The sequence below is a fragment of the Chromobacterium phragmitis genome (genome assembly GCF_003325475.1).
GTDB lineage: Bacteria > Pseudomonadota > Gammaproteobacteria > Burkholderiales > Chromobacteriaceae > Chromobacterium > Chromobacterium phragmitis.
On record NZ_CP029495.1, the window covers coordinates 4,738,048 to 4,762,350 of the forward strand.

At 63.8% G+C, this 24,303-nt stretch carries 25 protein-coding genes; 18 read left to right on the forward strand and 7 right to left on the reverse strand.

Going from position 1 to position 24,303, the window contains the following annotated elements:
* The first annotated feature begins 53 nt into the window (after positions 1 to 53).
* Both DK842_RS22485 and DK842_RS22490 read left to right on the forward strand, forming a co-directional pair.
* Positions 54 to 536, forward strand: a complete 483-nt coding sequence (locus DK842_RS22485; RefSeq protein WP_131825716.1) for a GNAT family N-acetyltransferase — start codon at positions 54 to 56, stop codon at positions 534 to 536.
* A gap of 210 nt (positions 537 to 746) precedes the next feature.
* The gene (locus DK842_RS22490) at positions 747 to 1,496 is read left to right on the forward strand and encodes a substrate-binding periplasmic protein (protein ID WP_114063489.1); all 750 of its coding nucleotides are present in this window, start codon (positions 747 to 749) and stop codon (positions 1,494 to 1,496) included.
* A 50-nt stretch (positions 1,497 to 1,546) separates the two neighbouring features.
* On the opposite strand, the gene DK842_RS22495 is transcribed toward DK842_RS22490, so the two are convergent.
* Positions 1,547 to 2,314, reverse strand: coding sequence for a sulfite exporter TauE/SafE family protein (locus DK842_RS22495; RefSeq protein WP_076225766.1), 768 nt, complete (start codon positions 2,312 to 2,314; stop codon positions 1,547 to 1,549).
* A 349-nt stretch (positions 2,315 to 2,663) separates the two neighbouring features.
* Here DK842_RS22495 and DK842_RS23230 point away from each other — a divergent pair, with 349 nt between their 5' ends.
* The 11 genes from DK842_RS23230 (at position 2,664) to DK842_RS22555 (ending at position 15,087) form a co-directional block, all read left to right on the forward strand.
* A complete protein-coding gene (locus DK842_RS23230) occupies positions 2,664 to 2,852 on the forward strand; it encodes a hypothetical protein (RefSeq protein ID WP_011135152.1) in 189 nt (62 codons plus the stop codon).
* Between the two features lie 407 nt (positions 2,853 to 3,259).
* Complete coding sequence (gene kdpF / locus DK842_RS22510) at positions 3,260 to 3,349, forward strand: K(+)-transporting ATPase subunit F (RefSeq protein WP_076225764.1); 90 nt, start codon at positions 3,260 to 3,262, stop codon at positions 3,347 to 3,349.
* Between the two features lie 2 nt (positions 3,350 to 3,351).
* Positions 3,352 to 5,160, forward strand: coding sequence for a potassium-transporting ATPase subunit KdpA (gene kdpA, locus DK842_RS22515; protein ID WP_114063491.1), 1,809 nt, complete (start codon positions 3,352 to 3,354; stop codon positions 5,158 to 5,160).
* 22 nt (positions 5,161 to 5,182) lie between these two features.
* Positions 5,183 to 7,297 (forward strand): potassium-transporting ATPase subunit KdpB, encoded by a 2,115-nt coding sequence (kdpB, locus tag DK842_RS22520; protein ID WP_114063492.1) that lies wholly within the window; start codon positions 5,183 to 5,185, stop codon positions 7,295 to 7,297.
* 28 nt (positions 7,298 to 7,325) lie between these two features.
* Positions 7,326 to 7,904, forward strand: coding sequence for a potassium-transporting ATPase subunit KdpC (gene kdpC, locus DK842_RS22525; RefSeq protein WP_076225762.1), 579 nt, complete (start codon positions 7,326 to 7,328; stop codon positions 7,902 to 7,904).
* Between the two features lie 6 nt (positions 7,905 to 7,910).
* The gene (locus tag DK842_RS22530; RefSeq protein ID WP_114063493.1) at positions 7,911 to 10,598 is read left to right on the forward strand and encodes a DUF4118 domain-containing protein; all 2,688 of its coding nucleotides are present in this window, start codon (positions 7,911 to 7,913) and stop codon (positions 10,596 to 10,598) included.
* 20 nt (positions 10,599 to 10,618) lie between these two features.
* Positions 10,619 to 11,332 carry a two-component system response regulator KdpE gene (gene kdpE, locus DK842_RS22535; RefSeq protein WP_114063494.1) on the forward strand — a complete coding sequence of 238 codons (714 nt, stop codon included), beginning with the start codon at positions 10,619 to 10,621 and terminating at the stop codon, positions 11,330 to 11,332.
* Positions 11,333 to 11,639: 307 nt separating this feature from the next.
* Entirely contained in the window at positions 11,640 to 11,939 is a 300-nt protein-coding gene (locus DK842_RS22540; protein ID WP_114063495.1) for a hypothetical protein, read from the forward strand.
* A gap of 87 nt (positions 11,940 to 12,026) precedes the next feature.
* A complete protein-coding gene (locus DK842_RS22545) occupies positions 12,027 to 13,424 on the forward strand; it encodes an MATE family efflux transporter (protein WP_114063496.1) in 1,398 nt (465 codons plus the stop codon).
* The gene (murB, locus tag DK842_RS22550; protein ID WP_114063497.1) at positions 13,421 to 14,446 is read left to right on the forward strand and encodes a UDP-N-acetylmuramate dehydrogenase; all 1,026 of its coding nucleotides are present in this window, start codon (positions 13,421 to 13,423) and stop codon (positions 14,444 to 14,446) included. The genes DK842_RS22545 and murB overlap by 4 nt, the downstream gene beginning before the upstream one ends.
* 32 nt (positions 14,447 to 14,478) lie before the next feature.
* The gene (locus DK842_RS22555) at positions 14,479 to 15,087 is read left to right on the forward strand and encodes an HAD family hydrolase (protein WP_168194959.1); all 609 of its coding nucleotides are present in this window, start codon (positions 14,479 to 14,481) and stop codon (positions 15,085 to 15,087) included.
* Here DK842_RS22555 and DK842_RS22560 read toward each other — a convergent pair.
* Both DK842_RS22560 and DK842_RS22565 read right to left on the reverse strand, forming a co-directional pair.
* Positions 15,082 to 15,468, reverse strand: a complete 387-nt coding sequence (locus DK842_RS22560; protein ID WP_114063499.1) for an MAPEG family protein — start codon at positions 15,466 to 15,468, stop codon at positions 15,082 to 15,084. The two genes, DK842_RS22555 and DK842_RS22560, sit on opposite strands and share 6 nt — an antisense overlap.
* Before the next feature lie 14 nt (positions 15,469 to 15,482).
* Positions 15,483 to 16,157: an energy-coupling factor ABC transporter permease gene (locus DK842_RS22565; RefSeq protein ID WP_114063500.1), complete on the reverse strand. Its 675-nt coding sequence runs from the start codon at positions 16,155 to 16,157 to the stop codon at positions 15,483 to 15,485.
* Between the two features lie 129 nt (positions 16,158 to 16,286).
* On the opposite strand from DK842_RS22565, the gene nadC reads away from it, so the two are divergent.
* A complete protein-coding gene (gene nadC, locus DK842_RS22570; RefSeq protein WP_114063501.1) occupies positions 16,287 to 17,126 on the forward strand; it encodes a carboxylating nicotinate-nucleotide diphosphorylase in 840 nt (279 codons plus the stop codon).
* Between the two features lie 60 nt (positions 17,127 to 17,186).
* Positions 17,187 to 19,079, forward strand: coding sequence for a sensor domain-containing diguanylate cyclase (locus DK842_RS22575; RefSeq protein WP_145964124.1), 1,893 nt, complete (start codon positions 17,187 to 17,189; stop codon positions 19,077 to 19,079).
* Between the two features lie 9 nt (positions 19,080 to 19,088).
* On the opposite strand, the gene DK842_RS22580 is transcribed toward DK842_RS22575, so the two are convergent.
* The 3 genes from DK842_RS22580 to trxA all read right to left on the reverse strand — a co-directional run bounded on the left by DK842_RS22580 (position 19,089) and on the right by trxA (position 21,529).
* A complete protein-coding gene (locus tag DK842_RS22580; protein ID WP_114063503.1) occupies positions 19,089 to 19,700 on the reverse strand; it encodes a CoA pyrophosphatase in 612 nt (203 codons plus the stop codon).
* 117 nt (positions 19,701 to 19,817) lie between these two features.
* The gene (gene rho, locus DK842_RS22585) at positions 19,818 to 21,074 is read right to left on the reverse strand and encodes a transcription termination factor Rho (protein WP_021476377.1); all 1,257 of its coding nucleotides are present in this window, start codon (positions 21,072 to 21,074) and stop codon (positions 19,818 to 19,820) included.
* Between the two features lie 128 nt (positions 21,075 to 21,202).
* Positions 21,203 to 21,529, reverse strand: coding sequence for a thioredoxin TrxA (trxA, locus tag DK842_RS22590; RefSeq protein ID WP_114063504.1), 327 nt, complete (start codon positions 21,527 to 21,529; stop codon positions 21,203 to 21,205).
* A 204-nt stretch (positions 21,530 to 21,733) separates the two neighbouring features.
* Here trxA and fabI point away from each other — a divergent pair, with 204 nt between their 5' ends.
* Complete coding sequence (gene fabI / locus DK842_RS22595) at positions 21,734 to 22,522, forward strand: enoyl-ACP reductase FabI (RefSeq protein ID WP_114063505.1); 789 nt, start codon at positions 21,734 to 21,736, stop codon at positions 22,520 to 22,522.
* 75 nt (positions 22,523 to 22,597) lie between these two features.
* Here the strand turns inward: fabI and DK842_RS22600 are convergent, their stop codons facing one another.
* Positions 22,598 to 22,975 (reverse strand): hypothetical protein, encoded by a 378-nt coding sequence (locus tag DK842_RS22600; protein WP_145964125.1) that lies wholly within the window; start codon positions 22,973 to 22,975, stop codon positions 22,598 to 22,600.
* A gap of 302 nt (positions 22,976 to 23,277) precedes the next feature.
* On the opposite strand from DK842_RS22600, the gene DK842_RS22605 reads away from it, so the two are divergent.
* Together DK842_RS22605 and DK842_RS22610 are read left to right on the forward strand one after the other, a co-directional pair.
* Positions 23,278 to 23,799, forward strand: a complete 522-nt coding sequence (locus tag DK842_RS22605) for a hypothetical protein (RefSeq protein ID WP_145964126.1) — start codon at positions 23,278 to 23,280, stop codon at positions 23,797 to 23,799.
* Positions 23,800 to 23,913: 114 nt separating this feature from the next.
* Positions 23,914 to 24,297 (forward strand): hypothetical protein, encoded by a 384-nt coding sequence (locus tag DK842_RS22610; RefSeq protein WP_145964127.1) that lies wholly within the window; start codon positions 23,914 to 23,916, stop codon positions 24,295 to 24,297.
* Positions 24,298 to 24,303: the final 6 nt, after the last annotated feature.

Sequence of the window (24,303 nt, forward strand, 5' to 3'; positions counted from 1 at the left end):
AGGTTCATCATTTTTCATTACACTCGACGGCAGCCCATCCTCAGGAGCACGCCGTGAGCGACACCGCATTCCGCCTTGCCGACTGGAATGATCTCCCCGCCGTCTGCCTATTGCTGCAGCAATCCTTCGGTCCGCTGCAAGCCATGCTGCCAAGCCGTCCCACCGCGCTGGACGAAACCGTCGCCAGCCTCACCGGCCACCTGGCCAGCGGCAGCCAGATTTTCCTGGCCGAGCGCGGCGGCTCTCCCCTCGCCTGCCTGCTGGTGCTCCCGCCCGACGACGGCTGCGCCGAAGTCAAGCGCGTCTGCACCCACCCGGATTGGCAGGGAAGCGGCCTGGGCTCGGCGCTGATGAGCCATGCCGAAGCTCAGCTCAGCCGCCAGGGTGTACGCAGGCTCAAGCTGTCCACCCGGCGCCGACTTCCCGAAAACCTGCGCTTTTATCAGCGGCTGGGATATAGCCAGAGCGCGGTTCAACCCTATCCGGCCGGCGTGGACGACGAGCGCATTGAGCTGAGCAAAACGCTGGCTGCTTAAAATTTGTAAGGAGAAAAACATTCCACACATGGAAAATTTGTAAGTTTGTTTCAAATCAAAGCATGTGAAATCATAAATTACTAATATGTTCATGCTTCTTATGGCTTCTCCTTTGTTGTTTGCTTCGACGCCCCGGTTTCCCCGGGGCTCTTTTTTTATCCCTCGCGCTTATAGTGGGGAGTAAGCAAATGCTCCGCTCGGGAGAAGCCCATGCGCGCAGTCCTCGCCGCCCTTCTGCTTGGTCTTATCTCGCATCCGGCCCGCGCGGAAGCCCCTCCGCCCGAGCTTTACGCGCTGACCGAGACCCTGCCGCCGCTCAGCTACGAGGAGAACGGCGTTCCCAAAGGCTTCGCCAATGAATTGCTGCAGATGATGCTGCGAGACAGCGGGCTGCGCGCGGTGAGGGAAATCAAGCCATGGAGCCGGGCGCTGCGCGAAGCGCAACAAACGCCAAATACCCTGCTGTATCTGACCGTCAGAACGCCTGAACGGGAAACGTGGTTCAAATGGATAGGCCCGGCGCTGCCGCTGCCGATCGAACTCTTTCGCCTGGATGGACCTCACCCCGCCCCCTTCGCGTCGCTGGAGGATGCGCGCCGATCCAAGGTGGCCGTGGCGAAAGACACGCCTGGACAGAAAATGCTGGAAGATCTCGGTTTCAAAGACAACCAGAACCTGGTGCTGACCAATGACGAGGCGCAATCGGCCAGACTGCTGTACGCCCGCCGCGTGGCATTCAGCGCCGGCGTGGCCCTGTTCCAACGCTATGCCGCGCGCCAGCAAGGCCAGGATCCGGAACGGCTGGAGTCGGTTCAGACGCTGGACGACCGCACCCAGTTTTATTTCGCGCTGCAAAAAGACAGCCATCCGGAATACGCCGCCAGACTGCAGGCCGCCTTGGACAAAATCAAGCAGGACGGCCGATACGCCGCTCTGCTGAAACGCTATCACCATCCTTGACGGCTGCCAGCCGAACGCAAGCAGCGAGCGGAACACAAGCAGGAGAACGGTTACAACACGAGCTTGCCTCCAACCAGCGCCAGCATCACCGCCAATGCGGGACGCAGCCAATGATCCGACAAGCGGCCAGCAAGCCTGCTGCCCAGCCAGATGCCTGGCAGCGAGCCGCTTAGCAGCTTCAGCAACAGCACCCAATCCAGATGCCCCATTCCGGCATGGCCAAGGCCGGCCACCAGCGTCAATGGCACCGCATGGGCAATCTCTGTCCCGACCAGACGGGAAGTGGACAAGGCGGGATACAACATGAACAGCGCCAGCGTGCCCAGCGCGCCGGCGCCGATGGAGCTCAGCGTCACCAACACGCCCAGCACCGCGCCCACCAGCGCGGTCGGCCACCAGCGGCCATCGGCGCCCAGCTGGGCCACATGACGTCCAGCCACCTTCAACAGCCAGGGTTTAAGCAGAATCGCCAGCGCGGTCAGGATCAAGGCCAGGCCCAACACGAAGCGGAACAAGGCATCCATCACCTGGGACGGCACATGCATCCAGGACAGCAGGCCCAGCGTCAACAGCGCCGCGGGCACGCTGCCCAAGGCCAGATGCCAGGTGATGCGCCAATCAATATGGCGCTGACGATGATGCACCACCACCCCGCCGGCCTTGGTCAGCGCGGCATACATCAGATCGGTGCCGACGGCGGTAGCCGGCGAGATGCCGAACCACAACAGGATGGGCGTCATCAGCGAACCTCCGCCGACTCCGGTCAGGCCGACGATGAAACCCACGGCCAGCCCCGCCACTGTATATCCCAAATCCATCGGAATCCCCATTCATACTGCAAGATGTCCTTGATGCTACGCGCTTTGCTTATAACAATTTAGACCTATTAGCTACAACAATATGATGAATCAAGCTAAAACCCGTCTTCCATACAGGTTTCATCGACCCGTCAAGCCCACGTAACACGGCCCGGCTATGTTTTCATGTGAACAAAACGACAAGGAACACCACACCCGGCGCCTCATTTACGCCCAAGCGCTTTACAAACCGGAAAATTCGCGTCACCTTGGCATTGTCAGGGCGTTGCCTGACCGCTTGCGACAAACCCATGATTGTCAGCCGCCAGGCCCCCTGAGAAGTCCACGTTTCGAGATCGAAAGGTGCAGGATGATTTCTCGTATCCCCCTGAGCGTTCGCAGAAAACAAGCCCGAGACCAGCATGAAAGCTTCCTCTACGCGGTGGCCAAGCCACAATTGAGCGACGAGGAAAGATCACGCCAGCAAAAAGTCCGCCAGCGCGCGCACGACCGCGACGACGCCCGTTTCCTGGCGGACCGCTGCGACGATCTGTTCTGATCCCACCCCAGGGGCTCGCGGGCCCCGCCGACTCTCCTCTCCCCGAGGCCGGGTCTTTCGTTTTTTCTTTACATCCCCTCTTCCCGGCCCAATGGCCTGTTGAAGCCGATCCGGCAACGCGTCGAAACTAGCCAAAGCATGGCTTATTTACCTAAAGAAAATCCAATAAATTGGCCAATACGCTAATTAATTGAGCAAAAAATTGTTCATCCAGATAATTTTTATATTTTCTTTACGTCGCCACGCGCGCTTTTATCAGGTTTTTGACGTCCGATTGCGTAACTTCCACATCGCACATTACGCATGGAGATTTTCGTTATGGACCTGCTTTGCCTGGGCCTCGCCGCGCTGTTCGGCGCGCTGACCTGGCTCCTGATCGCAGCCTGCGACCGTCTGGGAGAAAAGCGATGACCTTCTGGTACCTGATCAGCGCCGCGCTGGCGCTGGGGCTGTTCGCCTATCTGATCTACGCACTGCTTAAGCCGGAGAACTTCTAATCATGAGCACACCCGCCATGCTGCAACTTGGGCTGTTCCTGCTCGTGCTGATCGCGCTGGCCTGGCCGCTGGGCGCTTACATGACCCGCGTCATGCAGGGCGAGAACGTGGGCCCGCTGCGTTTCGCCGCGCCGCTGGAGCGCGCCTTCTACCGCCTTGCCGGCATCAAGCAAGACGATGAAATGGGCTGGCGCGGCTATGCCGTCGCGCTGATCCTGTTCAACATCCTGGGCGTCATCGCCCTGTACGCGCTGCAGCGGCTGCAAGGCGCGTTGCCCTTCAACCCGCAGGCGCTGGGCGCGGTATCGCCCGACTCCTCGTTCAACACCGCCATCTCCTTCGTGACCAACACCAACTGGCAAGGCTACGGCGGCGAAACCACGATGAGCTACCTGACCCAGATGCTGGGCCTGACGGTGCAGAACTTCGTGTCCGCCGCCACCGGCGCCGCGGTGGTGATCGCGCTGATCCGCGGCTTCGCCCGCCACAGCAGCGCCAAGATCGGCAACTTCTGGGTGGATGTCACCCGGATGACGCTGTACGTGCTGCTGCCGCTGTCGCTGATATTCGCGCTGGCTTTCAGCCAACAGGGCGTGATCCAGAACCTGTCTGCCTATCAGGACGTCCACACCGTCGAAGCCGTCAAATACCAGCAAGCCAAGCTGGACGCCGAAGGCAAGCCGGCGCTGGACCAGAATGGCAAACCGGTGATGGAAGACAAGACCTCCCAGACGCAGACCCTGCCAATGGGACCGGTCGCCTCGCAGGAGGCCATCAAGCTGCTGGGCACCAACGGCGGCGGCTTCTTCAACGCCAACTCCGCCCACCCTTATGAAAATCCGACGCCGCTGTCCAACTTCCTGCAGGTGATCGCCATCTTCCTGATTCCGGCGGCGCTGTGCTTCCTGTTTGGCCGCATGGTGGGCGACCGCCGCCAGGGCTGGGCCATCCTCGCCGCGATGACCATCATGTTCGCCGCCGCGGTATACGCTGTCACCAGCGCCGAGCAGGCCGGCGTGCCGCAATACGGCTCCATGGGCATAGACCAGCGCGCCGGCGCGCTGCAGTCGGGCGGCAATATGGAAGGCAAAGAAGCGCGCTTCGGCGTGATCGACACCTCGCTGTTCATCGCCGTGACCACTTCCGCGTCCTGCGGCGCGGTCAACGCGATGCACGACTCGCTGACTCCGCTGGGCGGCATGGTGCCGACCTTCCTGATGCAGTTGGGCGAAGTGGTGTTCGGCGGCGTCGGGTCCGGCCTGTACGGCATGCTGATCTTCGCCATCCTGGCGGTGTTCATCGCCGGCCTGATGGTGGGCCGCACGCCGGAATACCTGGGCAAGAAGATCGAAACCTACGAGATGAAGATGACCGCGATCACCATCCTGGTGACCCCGACCCTGGTGTTGGCGCTGACCGCCGTCGCCGTGAGCGTGGGCGCGGGCCAGGCCGGCATCCTCAATCCCGGCGCGCATGGCTTCAGCGAAGTGCTGTACGCCTTCACCTCGGCCGCCAACAACAACGGCAGCGCCTTCGCCGGCCTGTCCGCCAACACGCCGTTCTACAACATCATGACCGGAATCGCCATGTTCTTCGGCCGCTTCTTCATGATCGTGCCCATCCTGGCCATCGCCGGCTCGCTGGCCGCCAAGAAGCGCCTGGCCGTCACCGGCGGCACCCTGCCGACCCATGGTCCGCTGTTCGTTGCGCTGCTGATCGGCACCGTCTTGCTGGTGGGCGCGCTGAACTACGTGCCGGCACTGGCGCTGGGTCCGGTGGTCGAGCACCTGCAGATGGTTGCGGGCCGCTGAGCGGCAGGACAAGGAAACTGAAATGAACGACAACAATCATTCCCAAGCCCTGGCGGTCCCCGCCGCCAGCCACAAGAGCGCAGGCAAGTCGCTGTTCGACCCGGCGCTGGTGAAACCAGCCATCGTCGACTCGTTCAAGAAGCTGTCGCCTCGCACCCAATGGCGCAATCCGGTGATGTTCGTGGTCTACGTGGGCAGCATTCTGGCCACCGGCCTGTGGCTGCAATCGCTGGGCGGCCATGGCGAAGCCTCCTCCGGCTTCATCCTGGGCATCGCGCTGTGGCTGTGGTTCACCGTGCTGTTCGCCAACTTCGCCGAGGCGCTGGCCGAAGGCCGCAGCAAGGCCCAGGCCGCCAGCCTGCGCTCCGCCAAGAAAAACGTGGTGGCCAAGAAACTGGCCGGCGGCAATCACGGCGCGGCCAAGAGCATCGTCGACGGCACCTCCCTGCGCAAGGGCGACTTCGTGCTGGTGGAAGCCGGAGACGTGATCCCGGTGGACGGCGAGGTGGTGGAAGGCGTGGCCTCGGTCGACGAATCCGCCATCACCGGCGAGTCCGCGCCGGTGATCCGCGAGTCCGGCGGCGACTTCTCCTCCGTCACCGGCGGCACCCGCGTGCTGTCCGACTGGATCGTGGTCAAGATCACCGTCAATCCGGGCGAAACCTTCCTCGACCGCATGATCGCGATGGTGGAAGGCGCCAAGCGCCAGAAGACGCCGAACGAGATCGCGCTGACCATCCTCTTGGTCGCGCTGACCATCGTGTTCCTGATCGTGACCGTCACCCTGCTGCCCTTCTCCTTGTTCAGCGTGGCCGCGGCCAAGGCCGGCAGCCCGATCAGCATCACCACCCTGGTGGCGCTGCTGGTTTGCCTGATCCCCACCACCATCGGCGGTCTCTTGTCCGCCATCGGCGTGGCCGGCATGAGCCGCATGATGGGCGCCAACGTGATCGCCACCTCCGGTCGCGCGGTGGAGGCCGCCGGCGACGTGGACGTGCTGCTGTTGGACAAGACCGGCACCATCACGCTGGGCAACCGCCAGGCATCGGCCTTCATCCCGGCGCCGGGCGTGTCGGAGAAAGACCTGGCCGACGCCGCCCAACTGGCGTCGCTGGCCGACGAAACGCCGGAAGGCCGCAGCGTGGTGGTGCTGGCCAAGCAGAAATTCAATCTGCGCGAACGCCAGCTGGCCAGCCATGAGGCCGTGTTCATCCCGTTCACCGCGCAAACCCGGATGTCCGGCATCGACTACGACGGCCGCCAGATCCGCAAGGGCGCCATCGACGCGATCCGCCGCCACATCGCCGAGCAAGGCGGCCAGTTCCCGGACGCGCTGTCCAAGAGCGCCGACGAAGTGGCGCGCCGCGGCTCCACTCCGCTGCTGGTAGCCGAGGGCAACCGCGCGCTGGGCGTGATCGAGCTGAAGGACATCGTCAAGGGCGGCATCAAGGAACGCTTCGCCGAACTGCGCCAGATGGGCATCAAGACCGTGATGATCACCGGCGACAACCCGCTGACCGCCGCCGCCATCGCCGCCGAGGCCGGCGTGGACGACTACCTGGCCGAGGCCACGCCGGAAGCCAAGCTCAAGCTGATCCGCAGCCATCAGGCCGAAGGCAAGCTGGTGGCGATGACCGGTGACGGCACCAACGACGCGCCGGCGCTGGCCCAGGCAGACGTGGCGGTGGCGATGAACACCGGCACTCAGGCGGCGAAGGAAGCCGGCAACATGGTGGACCTGGATTCCAACCCCACCAAGCTGATCGAGATCGTGGAAATCGGCAAGCAGATGCTGATGACGCGCGGCTCGCTGACCACCTTCTCCATCGCCAACGACGTGGCCAAGTACTTCGCCATCATTCCGGCGGCGTTCGCCAGCACCTACCCGCAGTTGAACGCGCTGAACGTGATGGGTCTCAACAGCCCGGCGTCCGCCATCCTGTCGGCGGTGATCTTCAACGCGGTCATCATCGTGTTCCTGATCCCGCTGGCGCTGAAAGGCGTGAAATACCACGCCAAGAGCGCGGCCGAGCTGCTGCGCGACAACCTGCTGATCTACGGCTTGGGCGGCCTGCTGGTGCCCTTCGCCGGCATCAAGCTGATCGACATGCTGCTTGGCGCGCTGGGTCTGGTCTGAGCCCGGCGGCAATCGAAAGGAAAACGATATGAAACTGATTCGTCCCCTGCTGGTGGTCTTCGGCGGCCTGTCGCTGATCACCGGCCTCGCCTACCCGCTGGCCGCCACCGGCATCGCCCAGGCGGCGTTCCCGGCGCAGGCCAACGGCAGCCTGATCGAAAAAGACGGCAAGGTGGTGGGCTCGCGCCTGATCGGCCAGAGCTTCGCCGGCGAGCAATACTTCTGGGGCCGCCCGTCGGCTACCGGCCCGATGCCGTACAATGCCGGCAGCTCCGGCGGCGCCAACCTGGGCCCGACCAATCCGGCGCAGTTGGCCGCGGTGAAAGGCAATGTGGAAACGATCCGCAAGGCGCACCCGACTCAGACCGGCCCGGTGCCGGTGGACTTGGTGACCGCGTCCGCCAGCGGACTGGACCCGGAGATCTCCGCCGCTTCCGCCTACTACCAGGTTGACCGCGTCGCCGCCGCGCGTAAACTGCCGGCAGACGCGGTCCGCAAGCTGGTGGACAGCCGCATCGTCGGCGAAACCTTCGGCTTGCTGGGCGAGCCGCGGGTCAATGTGCTGGAGTTGAATCTGGCGCTGGACGATATTTCCAAGAAAGCCTAAATCCGCATGACCGATCAGCGCCCCGACCCGGATGCCCTGCTGGACGAACTGAAACGCGAGGAGCTGGAGGCCCGCCGCGGCCGGCTGAAGATCTTCTTCGGCGCCTGCGCCGGCGTCGGCAAGACCTTCGCCATGCTGGCCGCTGCCCGCGTCAAGCAGCAGGAGGGCGTGCGGGTGCTGGTCGGCGTAGTGGAAACGCATGGCCGCAAGGAAACCGCGGAGCAACTGGAGGGGCTGGCGCTGCTGCCCCCCAGCCGCATCGAATACAAGGGCCGCTCGCTGTCGGAGTTCGACATCGACGCGGCGCTGGCCGCTCAGCCGCAGTTGATCCTGATCGACGAATTCGCCCACTCCAACGCGCCCGGCTCGCGCCATCCCAAGCGCTGGCAGGACGTGGAAGAGCTGCTCGCCGCCGGCATCGACGTATACACGACGCTGAACGTACAGCATTTGGAGAGCCTGAACGATGTCGTCGGCCAGATCACCGGCATCATCGTCAGGGAAACACTGCCGGACCATGTGTTCGACATGGCCGACGAGGTCTCGCTGGTGGACCTGCCGCCGGACGAACTGTTGTCCCGCCTCGCCGCCGGCAAGGTCTATCTGCCGCACCAGGCCGAACGCGCGGTGAAAAACTTCTTCCGCAAGGGCAATTTGCTGGCGCTGCGCGAGCTGGCGCTCAGGCGCACCGCCGACCGAGTCGACGCCCAGATGCGCGCCTACCGCGCCGACCAGTCGATCAAACCGGTCTGGCACGCGCGCGAGCGGCTTTTGGTCTGCGTCGGCCCCGGGCCCGGCACCGAAAAGCTGGTGCGCAGCGCCAAACGGCTGGCCGCCAATCTGGATGCGGATTGGATCGCCGTCTACGTGGAGACGCCCCGGCTGCAACGGCTGCCGGAAGAACAGCGCGCGCGGGTGCTGAAGGGTCTGCGCTTGGCACAAGAACTGGGCGCGGAAACCACGGTATTGGGCGGCAGCCGGCTTGCCGCCACCCTGCTCGCCTACGCCCGCACCCGCAACGTATCCAAACTGGTGGTGGGCAAACCCAACCGCGGCTGGATCGCCCGGCTGTGGGAGGGCTCGCTGGTGAGCGAACTGAGCCGCCTCTCCGGCGACGTCGACGTCTACGTGGTGGCCCACGAGTTGGAAGAAGACGCCGACAAGCGCGGCAAACGCGTGCCCAGCCTGCTGTTCAGCGACAGCGAATCCGGCCACACCGCGCGCGGTTACCTGGCCGCAGCCGCCGTCTGCTTCGCCACCACCGAGCTCAACCACCTCTTGGTGCCCTACTTCGAACTATCCAACGTCATCATGGTGCACCTGCTGGCGGTGGTGCTGATCGCCACCCGCTATGGCCGGGGGCCAGGCGTGCTGGCGTCCTTCCTGTCGGTGGCGGCGTTCGATTTCTTCTTCGTGCCGCCGCAGCTGTCGTTCGCGGTGTCCGACACCCAATACCTGCTGACCTTCATCGTGATGCTGGCGGTGGCGCTGATCATCAGCCAGCTGACCGCCCGCTTCCGCTTCGAGGCCACCATCGCCACCTACCGCGAGCGCCGCACCCGCGCGCTGTACGACCTGGGCCGCGAACTGGCCGGCGCGCTGACCGCCTCGCAAATCATCGAAACCGCGGTCGGCCGGTTGGAGCCGCTGTTCCGCGCCAAGGTGATGCTGTTCATTCCCGACAGCGAGGACCGCCTGCGCGCCGCCACCGAAACCGGCAACGACGCCGACGCCGGCGTCGCGCAGTGGGTGTTCGACAACCAGCAGCCGGCCGGACTCGGCACCAACACACTGCCGTCCAACGCTGCGCTCTACGTGCCGCTGAAAGCGCCGATGCGGGTGCGCGGCGTCATCGCCCTGCAGCCCGAGGAAACCATCCATGCCTTCCTGCCGGAGCAGCAGCGGCTGCTGGAAACCTGCGCCGCCCAGATCGCGCTGGCGCTGGAACGGGTGCATTACGTGGAGGTGGCGCAGGACGCCATCGTGGCGATGGAATCGGAACGGCTGCGCAACAGCGTGCTGTCGGTGGTGTCCCACGATCTGCGCACGCCGCTGACCACCATGCTGGGCCTGGCCAATATGCTGAACGCCCCCACCCTGCCGCCGGGCCGGCACAGCGAGATCGCCCAGTCCATCCAGGATGAGGCGATACGGATGACCAAGCTGGTGACCAACCTGCTGGACATGGCCAAGCTGCAGTCCGGCGTCAAGCTGAACAAGGAATGGCAGCTGCTGGACGAGGTGGTGGGCAGCGCGGTGCGCGCCTGCGAACGCAGCCTGCGCGATCACAAGCTGGAGCTGGACCTCAGCCGCGATCTGCCGGTGCTGGAGTACGACGCGGTATTGATCGAACGGGTGCTGGTCAACTTGCTGGAAAACGCCGGCAAATACACGCCGGCCGGCTCGCGCATCGAGCTGGCCGCCCGCCACGACGGCGACAAGGTCCGCATCACCGTCACCGACGACGGCCCCGGCCTGCCCGCCCACATGGAGCAGCGGGCCTTCGACAAGTTCACCCGCGGCGCGCCCGAATCCACCACGCCCGGCGTGGGGCTGGGCCTGGCCATCTGCCGCGCCATCATAGAAAACCACGGCGGGACGATAGAAGCCGGCAACGCGCAGCCGCACGGCGCCCGCTTCTCCTTCACGCTGCCGGCCAGCCCGCCTCCCGAGCTGCCGCCGGAGGACGCCTAAAACCATAAGAGCGATACACCATGAGCGACGCACCCATTTCCGTAGTGATCATCGAAGACGAGAAGCCGATCCGCCGCTTTCTGTCCGCCGCGCTGGAAGAAGAAAGCCTCACGGTTTACGAAGCTGAGACCGGCAAGCAGGGACAGATCGAGGTGGCCACCCGCAAGCCGGACCTGGCCATCCTGGATCTGGGGTTGCCGGACATGAACGGCATAGACGTGATCAAGAGCCTGCGCGAATGGAGCGACATTCCCATCCTGGTGCTGTCGGCGCGCACCCAGGAGACGGAAAAGGTGGCCGCGCTGGACGCCGGCGCCGACGACTACCTGACCAAGCCTTTCGGCGTGGCCGAATGCCTGGCGCGCATCCGCGTATTGCTGCGCCGCCGCATCCATGGCAGCTCGGCCCCACAGCAAACCTTCCAGTTCGGCGACATCAAAATCGATCTGGTCAATCGCCTGGTCAGCAAGGCCGACGCGCCGGTGCATCTGACGCCTATCGAATACCGGCTGCTGTCCACGCTGATCCGCAACGCCGGCAAGGTCATCACCCACCGCGAACTGCTGCTGGCCGTGTGGGGCCCGTCATTCTCCGAGCACAACCAGTATCTGCGCGTCTACATGGGCCATTTGCGGCAAAAACTGGAAGACAACCCGGCCATGCCACGCCACATCGTCACCGAGACCGGCGTAGGCTACCGGCTGGTGGAAAACGCGCCCGATCCGGCCATCTGAATCGCCGCGGCAACGGGGTTGACAGTCCGCTGACATCAGCATAACCTAACATTCATGCGCCGATTTGACACAGCTTGCGGGCGCTTGATAAATGCCAGCTAAAGCGTATACCGGACCAAACCCGCTTGCGCTTGATGGCCAGCGGGTTTTTTCATGGCTGGCCGGCTGGCGGCATCTTCCGCAAGCCGCTCCGGATCGGTGCGGGCGCCGAGTTAATGACAACTTGCAGGGCGCCGAAAAATCCTGCTAAAGCGTCGCCGGCATCCTGGCCCGGCACGCGCAGCGCGACCGAACCTGGAGAGCCAAAATGTACGACTGCCTGCAAGACAGCTATACCGATTTCTCTTTTGCGATTTTTGATGCCGTGGGAAGACCTCGCCCCCTGTGTGGCAGCCTGAGCGCCACACCGCTGCCGTCCGGCGACGACAGCGCCTTGCATGACCTCGCCGCCTTCGCCCGCGATCAGGGCTACGACCTTGACCGCCGCGAGAGGCTGCTGACCGTCCTCGACATCAGCCTGGCCGACGCGCTGGCGATCAACGCCCGCTTCGGCGAGACGCTGATCATCAGCTGCGACCTGAGGCGCGACCCACCCGTGCGTTTCTGAACGCCGCCGCAAGCGGTCTCCGTGCAGACAGTATGCGGCCCTGACGGCTATAATGGGCAGTTTCCGCCCCAAAATCCGCGAGACCGCATGCTGTTTGAACTCAACCGCGCGTCGCGCGCCGAAATCCTTGCCGAAGCGCGCCAGATCGCAGGCCTCGCCCTGCCGATGATGGTGGCCCAGATCGCGCAGGTGGCCACCAGCTTCGTCGATACCGTGATGGCCGGCCGCGTCGGCACCGACGACCTGGCCGCCGTGTCGCTGGGCGCCAGCGTGTTCATCACCGTTTACGTGACGCTGATGGGCGTGGTCGCCGCGCTCAACCCCATCCTGTCCCATCACCTGGGCTCCCGCGATCAAGGCGCTTTTCGCCGCGACGCGGCTCAAGGCCTGTGGTTCGGCCTGCTGCTCGGCACGCTGGGCGCCGGCTTGATGCTGCTGCTGGAAGCGCCGCTGCGGCACTGGCTGCATCTGCCGCCGGAGGTCACCGACAAGGTGATGCTGTTCATCACCGGCGCCGCCATCGGCATGCCGGCGGCGATGGCCCACCGCGCGCTGCACGCCTATGCGTCCAGCCTGGGCCACCCCAAGGCCATCATGGTGGTCAGCCTGTTGGCGCTGGCGCTGAACATACCGCTCAACTACATCCTGATCCACGGCTTGTTCGGCTTGCCCAAGATGGGGGGCGCCGGCTGCGGCTGGGCCACCGGCATCGTGTTCTGGTTCAATTGCCTGACCCTGCTGGCCTACGTCAGCTGGCACCGCCATTTCCGCGACACCCGCATCCTGGCCGGGCTGGCCGCGCCCGATTGGCGGCGCTTCCTGGCCTTTCTCAAGTTGGGCGTGCCCATCGGACTGTCCTTCTTCGTCGAGGTCAGCCTGTTTTCCTTCATCGCGCTCTTGATCGCGGAGCTTGGCACCGTGGTGGTGGCCACCCACCAGTCGGTGCTGAACTTCTCCAGCCTGATCTATATGCTGCCGCAGAGCGTGGCCACCGCGCTGTCGGTGCGCGTCGGCCACCACGCCGGCGCCGGCGACTACAAGGCCGCCCGCTTCATTTCCGGCGTAGGCATGCTGATGGGCCTGGCCATGGCGGGCTTCGCCATGGCTCTGGTGCTGCTGCTGCGCGAACCCATCATGTGGATGTACAGCGCCGACCCCAAGGTCATCGCGATGGGCACCACGCTGCTGCTGTTCGCCGCCGTCTACCAGTTGACCGACGCCGCGCAAACCGTCGCCTCCGGCGCGCTGCGCGGCTACAAGCTCACCTCGATTCCGATGCTGATCCACATCGTCTCGTTCTGGATGGTGGGGCTGGGCCTGGGCATGCTGCTGGGCCTGACCGACTGGATCGTGCCGCGCATGGGCATCTACGGCTTCTGGACTGCGCTGGTGATCAGCCTCAGCGTGGCCGGCCTGCTTCTGACTTACTATCTGGCCCGAGCCAGCCGCCATCGGCTGCGCCGCGACCAAGGAATCCTGTTATGAGTTTGCAGTTCCGCGCGGACGTCGATCTGCGCCCGCACAACACCTTCGGCATGGCGGCGCGCGCCGCGCGCTTCTGCCAGCTGGAAAACCTGGCCGACCTGCCCGCCCTGCTCGCCCATCCGCTGTACCGGCAAGGCCCCGCCCTGTGGCTGGGCGGCGGCAGCAACCTGCTGCTGACCCGCGACTATCCCGGCCTGGTGATCAAGGTGGCGCTGTCGGGCATTCGCCTGCTGGAAGACATGGGCGACGAGGTGATCGTGGAGGCGGCGGCCGGCGAAAACTGGCACGGTTTCGTCCAGCGCGCGCTGGCGCAAGGCTGGTACGGCCTGGAAAACCTGAGCCTGATTCCCGGCACGGTGGGCGCGAGTCCGGTGCAAAACATCGGCGCTTACGGCGTGGAAGTGAAGGACCATCTGCATGAAGTCGTATGCGCGCAGTTGGACCGGCAGGGCGAACCGCTGGTCCTGTCCAACGCAGAGTGCCGCTTTGGCTACCGCGACAGCGTGTTCAAGCATGAGGCGGCCGGCAAGCTGCTGGTGACGGCGGTGCGCTTCCGCCTGTCCCGCCGCGCGGACCTACGCACCGGCTACGGCGACATCGCCAAGCAATTGGCCGAAGACGGCATCACCAGCCCGTCGCCGCTTGACGTCAGCCGCGCCGTGATAGCCATCCGCCAGAGCAAGTTGCCAGACCCCGCCAAGCTTGGCAACGCCGGCAGCTTTTTCAAGAACCCCATCGTCTCCGCCGCCCAGGCCCAGGCCCTGCTGGCCGACCACCCCCATCTGCCGCACTACCCAGCCGCAGACGGACGGGTAAAGCTCGCCGCCGGCTGGCTGATAGATCAATGCGGCCTGAAAGGCTACCGCGACGGCGACGCCGGCTTGCACGACAGGCAGGCGCTGGTGCTGGTCAACCACGGCCACGCCAGCGGCGAACAGATGCGAGCGCTGGCGCGCAAGGTGCAGGACGATGTGCGGCAACGCTTCGGCGTGGAGCTGGAGCCGGAGCCGCTGATACTCTAGATGACCCGGCAATGCAAACAGTTGGAGAGCAAATGAGCAAGACACCTGAAGTGCTGGTATTCGACCTGGGCGGCGTATTGGCCGACTGGAACGGCATCGATCCGCTGGTGCGCCTGTCCGGCGGCAGGCTGGATCGCGAGGCCGCCCGCCTGTTCTGGATCGGCAACCCCTGGGTGGCCAAACTGGACCTGGGCGAGTGCGAACCGCAAGAGTTCGCCGCCGCGATGACGGACACGCTGCAGTTGGGCATCAGCCCCGAAGCCATGCAGCGGCAGTTGTCGGACTGGCTGGCCGGAGCCTATCCGGGCGCCAGCGAACTGCTGGCCGATCTCGCCCAACGCTTCCCGCTGGCCGCGCTCAGCAACAACAACGCGCTGCACTGGGACAAGATAGAGCGGGAATTCGATCTGCTGCGCCACTTCGGACACACCTTCGCCTCTCACTTGCTGCGCCTGCGCAAGCCGGACGCCGCCATTTACCGCCATGTCCAGGATACGCTGGGCGCGGCGCCGGAGACCATCGCCTTCTTCGACGACAACATCGAATGCGTGGAGGCCGCCCAAGCCCAAGGCTGGCAGGCCTTCCACACCAAGGGCCTGGAACAGGTGCGCGCCGCGCTCGCAGCCCAGGGCTGGTTATGAGGCGATAACCCCGCCGGCCCGCAGAAACAGGTACAGCCCGGCCAACAGGCCGATCAGCCACGACAGCGAGCGCAACGAAGCCTGATCGGCGATGTACAACAGGCCGTGCGCGACGCGGGCGGCGATGAAAACCACGGCCGCGGCGTTCATGTCGGCCGCCGGCACCTTCATCAGCCAGGCCGCCATCACGGCGGCCATCCACACCGGCAGCGCCTCCCAGGCGTTCTGCTGCGCCCAGCCGGCCCGCTGCCGGTGCCCCTCCGCCCGGGCCGCCGCCTCGCGCGGCCTATGGTTGTCCACTCTGGCGCCAGCCTTGGCCACCCCGGCCCACAGCAAGGGCAGCAAGGCCGCCAGCAACAAGCTCCACAACACGAACGGCATTGCGATCTCCTCTTTCAATTCGCTCCGGGCTTGCCGCCCAGATAACGGCTATCCTCGAAAGTCGCCACCCATCGCGGCCGGTACACGATCAACACCGCCAGCAGCAAGCCGGTGGTGAACGCCTCGGACCAGGACAACAGGAAGTAATAAGGCAAGGCCTCCTCCAACAGCGCATCCCAGGGGTAGGCGCCGGCCGCTCCCAAGGCAAGCACGCCGCACAAGGCCGATGCCAGCAGGCTGGCGCCGCCGGCCAGGAAGCCGTTGACGAAGACATAAATGAAAAAATTGGCCGGCAAACGCCGCCGCGCCAGCTCCAGCATGCCGCCCGCCACCGCCACCGCCGGCAAGGCGGTCAACAGCCAGCTCAATCCCAGCGCCCGCCAGTCCGCATGCCCCGCCGCCGCCAGCGCCAGCTGCACCACCGCCAAGGCCAGCATCGCCAGCCACGGCCCCATCAGCAGCGTGAACAACGCCGCCCCCAGCAAATGGAAAGACAGGCCTGGCTGCAAGCCGCCGCGCAGCAGCCACATCGCCAGATCGAGCACGCAGGCGCCCATCCAGGCGTTCAGCGCGGCCGGGTCCAGCTCGCGCCACTTCACCCTCAACGCGGCGAAAACGAGCGCGGCCAGCGAAAGCCCGGCGCTCAGCCAAACCGCCCAGCCGGCAAACAAGGAAGCGGACAAATCCATGACATTGAAATTACGTTTGAACAGGCTCCAGCATAACAGAAGCCCACCCTCCTACCCTTAATTTCACCGCCGCGAAACGCGCCAATTCCAGCGCCTGCCGTTACAATACGCTTTTGGATGGAGACCCGCATGCCCCTGCCCGCCCCGCACCTGATCGCCCAGCAAGTTTCCCTGGCGCTTGCCGAAGACATCGGCGCCTGCGACTGGACCGCCCGCCTGATCGCCGAAGACAAGACCGGCTCCGCCCGCGTGATCGCGCGCGAAGACGCGGTGATCTGCGGCCAGGCCTGGTTCGACGAATGCTTCCGCCAGGTGGATCCGCGCAGCGAGGTGGCATGGCTGGCCGCCGAAGGCGAGAAGGTTGCCGCCGGCAGCGAATTGTGCCGGATATCCGGCCCGGCGCGCGCCTTGCTCACTGCCGAGCGCAGCGCGCTCAACTTCCTGCAACTGCTGTCCGGCGTCGCCAGCGAGACCCGCCGCTACGTCGACGCGGCGGCCGGCCACCGAGCCCGCATTCTGGATACCCGCAAGACGATCCCCGGCCTGCGTCTCGCGCAGAAGTACGCCGTCACTGTCGGCGGCGGCGACAACCAGCGCGTCGGCCTCTACGACGGCATCCTGATCAAGGAAAACCACATCATGGCGGCCGGCGGCGTGGCCGAAGCCATGCGGCAAGCGCTGCAGGACTTGCCGCATGGCGTCACGCTGCAGATCGAGGTCGAATCCCTTGGCCAGTTGGAGGAGGCGCTGCGAAACGGCGCCAAGCTGGTGTTGCTGGACAATATGTCGCTGGACGACATGCGCCGCGCAGTGGCGATCAGCGCCGGCCGCGCCGAGCTGGAAGCCTCCGGCGGCGTCGATCTGGACAGCGTGCGCGCCATCGCCGCCACCGGCGTCGATCGCATCTCGGTGGGCAAGCTGACCAAGGACGTGCGCGCGCTGGATCTGTCCATGCGCTTCACCCTGTAATTGCCACGCAAGTCGCGGGGAGAGCTGTCATACTGAAGTCATGCCAACCATAAGCAAAGCATGGCCCTCCCCTCCATGGACATGACCCCGCGCAGATTCGGCACCCGCTCCGCCCGCCATGCCAAATGGGGGGCGGCATTGCTGCTGCTGGTCACGCTGGCGCTGCTGGCCGTGGACCTTGCCACCAGTTACCGCCAGCTGGAAACCGAAGCCGGCCGCCAGGCCAGCGGCCTCAGCCAGCTGTTATCGGAGCGGCTGAGTTCGGGCATACACGAGGCAGGCCTGATCCTGCAAAGCAGCAATCAGATCCCAGAGGTGCAGCGCCTGCTGCGCAGCAGCGGCCTGCCCCCGGACATGCGCCAGAGCCTGACGCTGAAACTGCAGCAGCAATTGCAGCTGGCGCCCTATCTCAGCCGCATTGAAATCGTGGACACCGCCTGCCAAACCGTATTCAGCAGCAAACCCGACAGCGCATCCCACCCCCACCACAACGAGTTCTGCCGTTGGCTGCACCGGGTGGACCCCAAGGAAAACAATTACACCACGGTGATCCACAGCCCGATCGAGGGCGGCATCGTGCTGGCCAACAAGCTGTACGACAGCGAAGGCAACCTGGTGGGCATGGCCACCGGCCTGATCAAGCACAATTTCATCCAGGACGAAGTCAGCCGGCTGACCGTGGGCGAGCACGGCGAGATCCTGGTGCTGGACCAGCGCCAGCTGACCGTGACGCGCTGGCCGCAAACCAGCGGCGGCGATCCGCAAAGCTACCGCCCGCTGCAGCCGCGCGAAATACTGGCTCACGATGCCGGCCAGATGCTGTTCAACGCGCCCTCCAGCTTCGACGGCGCCGAACGGTTGTACAGCATGCGCCAGACCGGCAGCTACCCATTCCAGGTCGCGGTGGGACTGTCGCGGCGGGACTTCACCCGCTTCGTCTGGGACAAGGCCTGGCTGGCCATCCCCGGCTGGCTGTTCGTCGCCGCGCTGACGCTGCTGGCGCTGCGCAAGCACCTGTCCAACCTGGAGCAGCACCGACAGCTGCTGCAGGGCAACGAACGCATACGCGCGAGCGAAGAACAGGCCCGGCTGATCCTGGACACCGCGCCGCTGGCGCTGCTGCTGGTCAACCCTCAAACCATCCGCATCCAACACGCCAACTCGCTGGCGCGGGAAATGCTGAGCCTGCCGCCGCGCGATCCGGAGGAAGGCGCCAGCAGCGAACTGAATCTGCCGCTGAAGCTGCGACCAGTGGAACAGTGGCTGCTGGAAGACGAGGAAGTGCTGCAGCAGGAAGTGGAAGTGGAGCTGGAGGACAAAAGCAAGCTATGGGTGATCGCCTCGCTGCGGCGGCTCGGCCACGACAAGCAACCCTCCGCGCTGATCGCGCTGTACGACATTTCGGGCCGCAAGCAACTGGAGCAACAGCTGCACGAAAGCAACCAGCAGCTGGCCGAAATGGCCGTCACCGATCCATTGACCCGGCTATACAACCGCCGCCACGCCGACATGGTGCTGCGCGACGAGATCAGCCGCTGCGAGCGCTACGGCCAGACCATGGCCATCGCCGTGTTCGACATCGACCATTTCAAGCGCTTCAACGACCAGTACGGCCACCAAGCCGGCGACGACGTATTGGTCGCTGTCGCCAACGCGCTGCGCGACACCACCCGCAACACCGACATCAACGCGCGCATCGGCGGCGAGGAGTTCATGGTGATCTTCCCATACACGCGGCTGCGCGACGCGCACAAGGTGATGGGCCGGCTGCAGATGGCGCTGACCCACACCACCTTCCCCTTCGTCGAGCAACGCATCACTTTCAGCGGCGGGGTCACCGACTGGCGGCCTGGCGATTCCCCGACATTGATGATGGCGCGCGCCGACAAGCTGCTGTACGAAGCCAAGCAATCCGGACGCAATGTGGTGCTGGCCGATCAGGAAGAAGCATAGCCGGCGGAGTCAGACGCCGACCACGCCCAACGCGTCAGCCAACATCCACATCATCGCGGCTGTCGCCCCCCAGATGGTGTGCTTGCCCCACTGCAGCGACAGGTATTGGCCGGCCACGCCTTCGCGCACGTAGTCGTGGCGGCTATAGGCGTCGCGGTTCAACAGCAGGGACAACGGCACCTCGAACACCTCCGCCACCTCGTCCGCCGCCGGAGCCAGGAGCAATGGCGGGTTCAGCAGGCCCACTACTGGCGTCACCACGAAGCCGGTGATGGTCACATACTCCGGCAGACTGCCCAGCACCCGCACCGAAGACTCCGGCAAACCCGTCTCCTCGCGGGCTTCGCGCAAGGCCGCTGCCTGAGCCGAAACGTCGCTGCTCTCCAGCTTGCCGCCCGGAAAGCTGACCTGCCCGGGGTGGCTGGATAAATGATCGGTGCGGCGGGTGAACAAGACGGTGGCGCCGTCGCCATGCCACACCAGCGGCATCAGCACCGCCGCCTCGCGCAAGCCCGGTGAAATCGCCCGGAACGGCATATCCGCCACCCTGCCCGTGAAATCATAGGACTGGAGCCGCCCGGCTATCAGTTCGGCGGCCTTGTCTGCCTCCATCGACCACATGCCCGTATTCCTTTTGTCTCCCGGCGCCCGCTCTTCGCGGCGGGGCTCCTCCCCAATGTATCAAAAAAAATGCCAGACCGGCACGGTCTGGCATCTTGTTGGCGGAGCGGATACCGCTCAGCGGCGCATCGAGTCGAAGAAGGCCTGGTTCGACTTGGTGGCCTTGATCTTGTCCTGCAGGAATTCCATCGCTTCCAGATCGTCCATCGGGTACAAGAGCTTGCGCAGCACCCAGATGCGTTGCAGCTGATCCTGCGGAATCAGCAACTCTTCGCGGCGCGTGCCGGAACGGTTGATGTTCATCGCCGGGAAGATGCGCTTTTCGGCCATCTTGCGATCCAGATGGATTTCGCAGTTGCCGGTGCCCTTGAATTCTTCGTAGATCACGTCATCCATGCGGCTGCCGGTATCGATCAGCGCGGTGGCGATGATGGTCAGGCTGCCGCCCTCTTCCACATTGCGCGCGGCGCCGAAGAAGCGCTTCGGCCGTTGCAGCGCGTTGGCGTCCACGCCGCCGGTCAGCACCTTGCCGGAAGCCGGCACCACGGTGTTGTAGGCGCGGGCCAGGCGGGTCACGGAGTCCAGCAGGATGACCACGTCCTTCTTGTGTTCAACCAGGCGCTTGGCCTTCTCGATCACCATTTCCGCCACTTGCACGTGGCGGGTGGCCGGTTCGTCAAAGGTGGACGACACCACTTCGCCGCGCACCGAGCGTTGCATTTCCGTCACTTCTTCCGGACGCTCGTCGATCAGCAGCACTATCAGCACCGCATCCGGATGGTTGGCGGTGATGGCGTGCGCGATGTGCTGCAGCATCACCGTTTTACCGGACTTCGGCGGCGCCACCAGCAGCGCGCGCTGACCGCGACCGATGGGGGCGATCAGGTCGATGATGCGGCCGGTGATGTTTTCTTCGGCGCGGATGTCGCGCTCCAGCTTGAACTGCTCGGTCGGGAACAGCGGCGTCAGGTTCTCGAACAGGATCTTGTGCTTCGAATTCTCCGGCGCCTCGCCATTGACCTTGTCCACCTTCACCAGCGCGAAATAGCGCTCGCCATCCTTAGGCGTGCGGATTTCACCCTCAATGGAATCGCCGGTATGCAGATTGAAGCGGCGGATTTGCGACGGACTGACGTAGATGTCGTCAGGACCGGCCAGATAGGAGGTATCCGGGCTGCGCAGAAAACCAAAACCGTCCGGCAACACTTCCAGCGTACCCTCGCCGAAAATGCTCTCGCCCTTTTTAGCCTGGTTTTTCAAAAGCGCAAAGATCAGATCCTGCTTGCGCAACCGGTTGGCGCCGTCGATCTCGTTGGAAATGGCCATTTCAACGAGTTCGGATACGTGAAGATGTTTGAGATCAGATAAGTGCATAGCGGTCGTGAGGTCGACTCGGTAGATAGTAAGTGAGGCGGAGCGCCTGTCGGGGGTATGGAAGCGTAAACGAAACGGGCGGCTTTTATGCCACCCGTCTTGAAGATTGTGCGTGGAGAATAGACGCTTTACAGCTGGCTGTCAATGAAGGCGGTCAACTGGCTTTTGGACAGCGCGCCCACCTTGGTGGCGGCGACTTGGCCGTCCTTGAACAACATCAGAGTCGGAATGCCGCGGATGCCGAATTTAGGCGGAGTCTGCTCGTTCTGGTCGATGTTCAGCTTGGCGATTTTCAGCTTGCCTTCGTACTCTTTGGCCACTTCATCCAGAATGGGAGCGATCATCTTGCACGGGCCGCACCATTCGGCCCAGTAGTCTACCAGCACCGGAAGATCGGCCTTCAGTACGTCGTTTTCAAAAGAATCGTCGCTTACGTGATGGATCAGATCGCTCATGGCTTCCTCGTCGAAATTGAAATGCGTGTGCTTAATCCCGGATGGTAGCAAGCGACGGGGGCCGCGGCAACCCGGAACACGCCGAGCGCCCACCCCTCCGCCGCAAGGGTTATCCTTGCAGGAACGGGCAGTTAGCGCGCGGCGCTGCTGCAAATCGTCGGCATTCGGTATAATGTCCGGCTGTTTACATGAGAAGGACACCAAATGGGCTTTCTGCAAGGCAAGAAAATCCTGATCACCGGCATGATCTCCAACCGCTCCATCGCCTACGGCATCGCGCAAGCCTGTCATCGCCAAGGCGCCGAGCTGGCCTTCACCTACGTGGTGGACAAGCTGGAGGATCGCGTCCGCGAGATGGCGGCCGACTTCGGCTCCAAGCTGGTCTTCCGCTGCGACGTGCAGAACGACGACGAGATCAACCAGCTGTTCGTCGACTTGGGCAAGGAATGGGACGGCCTGGACGGCCTGGTGCACTCGATCGGCTTCGCCCCGCGCGAAGCGCTGGAAGGCGACTTCCTGGATTCTCTGAGCCGCGAAGCGTTCCAGATCGCCCACGACGTGTCGTCCTACAGCTTCCCCGCGCTGGCCAAGGCCGCGCGCCCGATGATGCAGGGCCGCAAGGCCGCGCTGCTGACTCTGTCCTACCTGGGCGCGGTGCGCGCGATCCCCAACTACAACGTGATGGGTCTGGCCAAGGCCAGCCTGGAGGCATCGGTGCGCTTCATGGCCGCCAGCCTGGGCAAGGAAGGCATCCGCGTCAACGGCATTTCCGCCGGCCCGATCAAGACCCTCGCCGCCTCCGGCATCTCCGGCTTCTCCAAGTTGCTGAACATGGCGTCCAGCCAGGCTTGCCTGCGCCGCAATGTGACCACAGAAGAAGTGGGCAACGCCGCCGCCTTCATGCTGTCCGACCTGTCCTCCGGCATCACAGGCGAAATCACTTACGTTGACGCTGGCTACAGCGTCAACGCGCTGAACGTGCCGGAAGAGTAAACGCGCGCGTCCCACGTTTGAAAAACGCAAATGCGCGACTGCGCATTTGCGTTTCCACTCTCGCCCCCCTCCCTGCTAGCCGGGAAACCACCAATTGTCCCTGTAAGCATCGGCAATTCGCGACCGTTCCAGGCTGCCAGTCTGCATTTGTCTCGCAATCAGCGCGAACCGCAATGCCAGCAACACGCCGGTGCCCGACATCATCAACAAGTTGTAAGCCATCAGCGCAGGCAAGTCATAAACAATAGCCAAGCCCGCCAAAACAGGACCGACAAAGCTGCAGTACCATAGAATTCTCGACGTCCTCGCGGCCGTCTTGCGGATTTCGGCATGATTTCCCGGGCGAGCCCAAACTTCACCCTCCGCCCTTTTAGGCTTGGCCGCATCCTTTATCGTCGCCAGCGCCCGAAATGGGGCCGTCAGCGGCGCCAACATGAAACGAAAGAATCTCATCAATATCACCCATCACGTTAAAAAATCGCCCGCCGCAGCACCAGCAGACGCGCGCGCACCCATGCGCGCTATCGAATGCCCACTCTTGATGGCAGAAAAGGAGCCGCTTCCATCGCATAGGCCGCCACCCCCGCCAATCATATGAAGCATGGCGAGTAGGATCGGGGTCGATGCACACCTAAATTAAATTATATAGTATGATTGCAATCATAAAGAACTTTTTCAAAAATAACTTTTCAGTCAGCGATAGCGAAACCCAAGCATTGCGCGCAATGCTGACTCTCAATTGAGAAGGAGCCATGATGAAAGCGACATCCAGCTCGGAAAACAGCCAAAACCCGGCTCAGAAAATCGAGCCCCTTCCCGACGCCGACAGCAATGGCCATGCCGCCATGCGCCAAGCAAACGACAAGAAGGGGATCAAGCAAGCCGCGACGGAATTGGCCGCGGGCGCGGTAGCCGGACTGGTCGCCAAAGACTCCATCAGCAAGCCTCTGCTGCAAAAATTCGTGGTCAAGGGTATGGAGGCCATGGAAAAAGGCAACGAGCTCGGTTTTTCAACCCTGGATAAAGCGTCCCCTTTCTCCTCAGTAAAAGACTCGCTCCTGAGCAAGGCGAGCGAATCGCTCTCCTCGCAAAGCGGGAAAGCATTCGAGCGCCTTGCCGAAGAGACGCTCAGTCTGGACGATCGGGACAGTTTCCTGAAGCAAGCCAAGGCGGCAGCCAAGGATCTTTCCATGCGCCACTCGGTCGAATCCGTCATGGAACCAGACCTGAAACCCGGCGCGCGCCCCAGAAACCCGCATCCGGACCATTCATTTTGAACGCGGAAAAAGCCCGAGGCCCATCCTCTTCAACACCGACAAGCCCCCAAGCCGGCCCCCGCCGCCTGTGATACCCATCGAAAATGGCGCAAGCACCACAAAGCGAGATCGCGCATGCCTGATCCTGAACGAATCCTGATGTTTCAGAGGGTCAACCACACCCTGCTCTGCTCATCGCATGACGCAAATATCGAGTTGCTTTCCGTCCGGGAGCTATCGAATCAGGCAACGATCCACATAGAAATACTTAATGACAAAGGCGTTTTTCATGGCGCGGTAGCAACCCAGCTCGCCTTTGAGCAATTAGACATCAATTTCCTGCTTACCCACGGCACCGCCGAAGATGTGGGACACATGCTGGATATCTGCCAACGCATGGCGCGCGACATCCTCCTCCCCCACCCCGCCAGCTTACCCCGCCCCACGACATGGACTCGCCACCTGCCCTCGATAACGGAACTGCTGGCATCCAAATGGGTTTTGAAGCCTGACGCCTGATGACGC

Excerpts from the sequence above, each read along its gene's own strand:
- kdpE (WP_114063494.1), top strand. The coding sequence starts at position 10,619 with ATGAGCGACGCACCCATTTCCGTAGTGATCATCGAAGACGAGAAGCCG.
- DK842_RS22540 (WP_114063495.1), top strand. The coding sequence starts at position 11,640 with ATGTACGACTGCCTGCAAGACAGCTATACCGATTTCTCTTTTGCGATT.
- trxA (WP_114063504.1), bottom strand. The coding sequence starts at position 21,529 with ATGAGCGATCTGATCCATCACGTAAGCGACGATTCTTTTGAAAACGAC.
- DK842_RS22530 (WP_114063493.1), top strand. The coding sequence starts at position 7,911 with ATGACCGATCAGCGCCCCGACCCGGATGCCCTGCTGGACGAACTGAAA.
- kdpC (WP_076225762.1), top strand. The coding sequence starts at position 7,326 with ATGAAACTGATTCGTCCCCTGCTGGTGGTCTTCGGCGGCCTGTCGCTG.
- DK842_RS23230 (WP_011135152.1), top strand. The coding sequence starts at position 2,664 with ATGATTTCTCGTATCCCCCTGAGCGTTCGCAGAAAACAAGCCCGAGAC.
- nadC (WP_114063501.1), top strand. The coding sequence starts at position 16,287 with ATGCCCCTGCCCGCCCCGCACCTGATCGCCCAGCAAGTTTCCCTGGCG.
- DK842_RS22555 (WP_168194959.1), top strand. The coding sequence starts at position 14,479 with ATGAGCAAGACACCTGAAGTGCTGGTATTCGACCTGGGCGGCGTATTG.
- kdpB (WP_114063492.1), top strand. The coding sequence starts at position 5,183 with ATGAACGACAACAATCATTCCCAAGCCCTGGCGGTCCCCGCCGCCAGC.
- kdpA (WP_114063491.1), top strand. The coding sequence starts at position 3,352 with ATGAGCACACCCGCCATGCTGCAACTTGGGCTGTTCCTGCTCGTGCTG.
- DK842_RS22545 (WP_114063496.1), top strand. The coding sequence starts at position 12,027 with ATGCTGTTTGAACTCAACCGCGCGTCGCGCGCCGAAATCCTTGCCGAA.
- rho (WP_021476377.1), bottom strand. The coding sequence starts at position 21,074 with ATGCACTTATCTGATCTCAAACATCTTCACGTATCCGAACTCGTTGAA.
- kdpF (WP_076225764.1), top strand. The coding sequence starts at position 3,260 with ATGACCTTCTGGTACCTGATCAGCGCCGCGCTGGCGCTGGGGCTGTTC.
- DK842_RS22580 (WP_114063503.1), bottom strand. The coding sequence starts at position 19,700 with ATGTGGTCGATGGAGGCAGACAAGGCCGCCGAACTGATAGCCGGGCGG.
- DK842_RS22610 (WP_145964127.1), top strand. The coding sequence starts at position 23,914 with ATGCCTGATCCTGAACGAATCCTGATGTTTCAGAGGGTCAACCACACC.
- DK842_RS22605 (WP_145964126.1), top strand. The coding sequence starts at position 23,278 with ATGAAAGCGACATCCAGCTCGGAAAACAGCCAAAACCCGGCTCAGAAA.
- DK842_RS22600 (WP_145964125.1), bottom strand. The coding sequence starts at position 22,975 with ATGAGATTCTTTCGTTTCATGTTGGCGCCGCTGACGGCCCCATTTCGG.
- fabI (WP_114063505.1), top strand. The coding sequence starts at position 21,734 with ATGGGCTTTCTGCAAGGCAAGAAAATCCTGATCACCGGCATGATCTCC.
- murB (WP_114063497.1), top strand. The coding sequence starts at position 13,421 with ATGAGTTTGCAGTTCCGCGCGGACGTCGATCTGCGCCCGCACAACACC.
- DK842_RS22495 (WP_076225766.1), bottom strand. The coding sequence starts at position 2,314 with ATGGATTTGGGATATACAGTGGCGGGGCTGGCCGTGGGTTTCATCGTC.
- DK842_RS22560 (WP_114063499.1), bottom strand. The coding sequence starts at position 15,468 with ATGCCGTTCGTGTTGTGGAGCTTGTTGCTGGCGGCCTTGCTGCCCTTG.
- DK842_RS22575 (WP_145964124.1), top strand. The coding sequence starts at position 17,187 with ATGGCCCTCCCCTCCATGGACATGACCCCGCGCAGATTCGGCACCCGC.
- DK842_RS22565 (WP_114063500.1), bottom strand. The coding sequence starts at position 16,157 with ATGGATTTGTCCGCTTCCTTGTTTGCCGGCTGGGCGGTTTGGCTGAGC.
- DK842_RS22490 (WP_114063489.1), top strand. The coding sequence starts at position 747 with ATGCGCGCAGTCCTCGCCGCCCTTCTGCTTGGTCTTATCTCGCATCCG.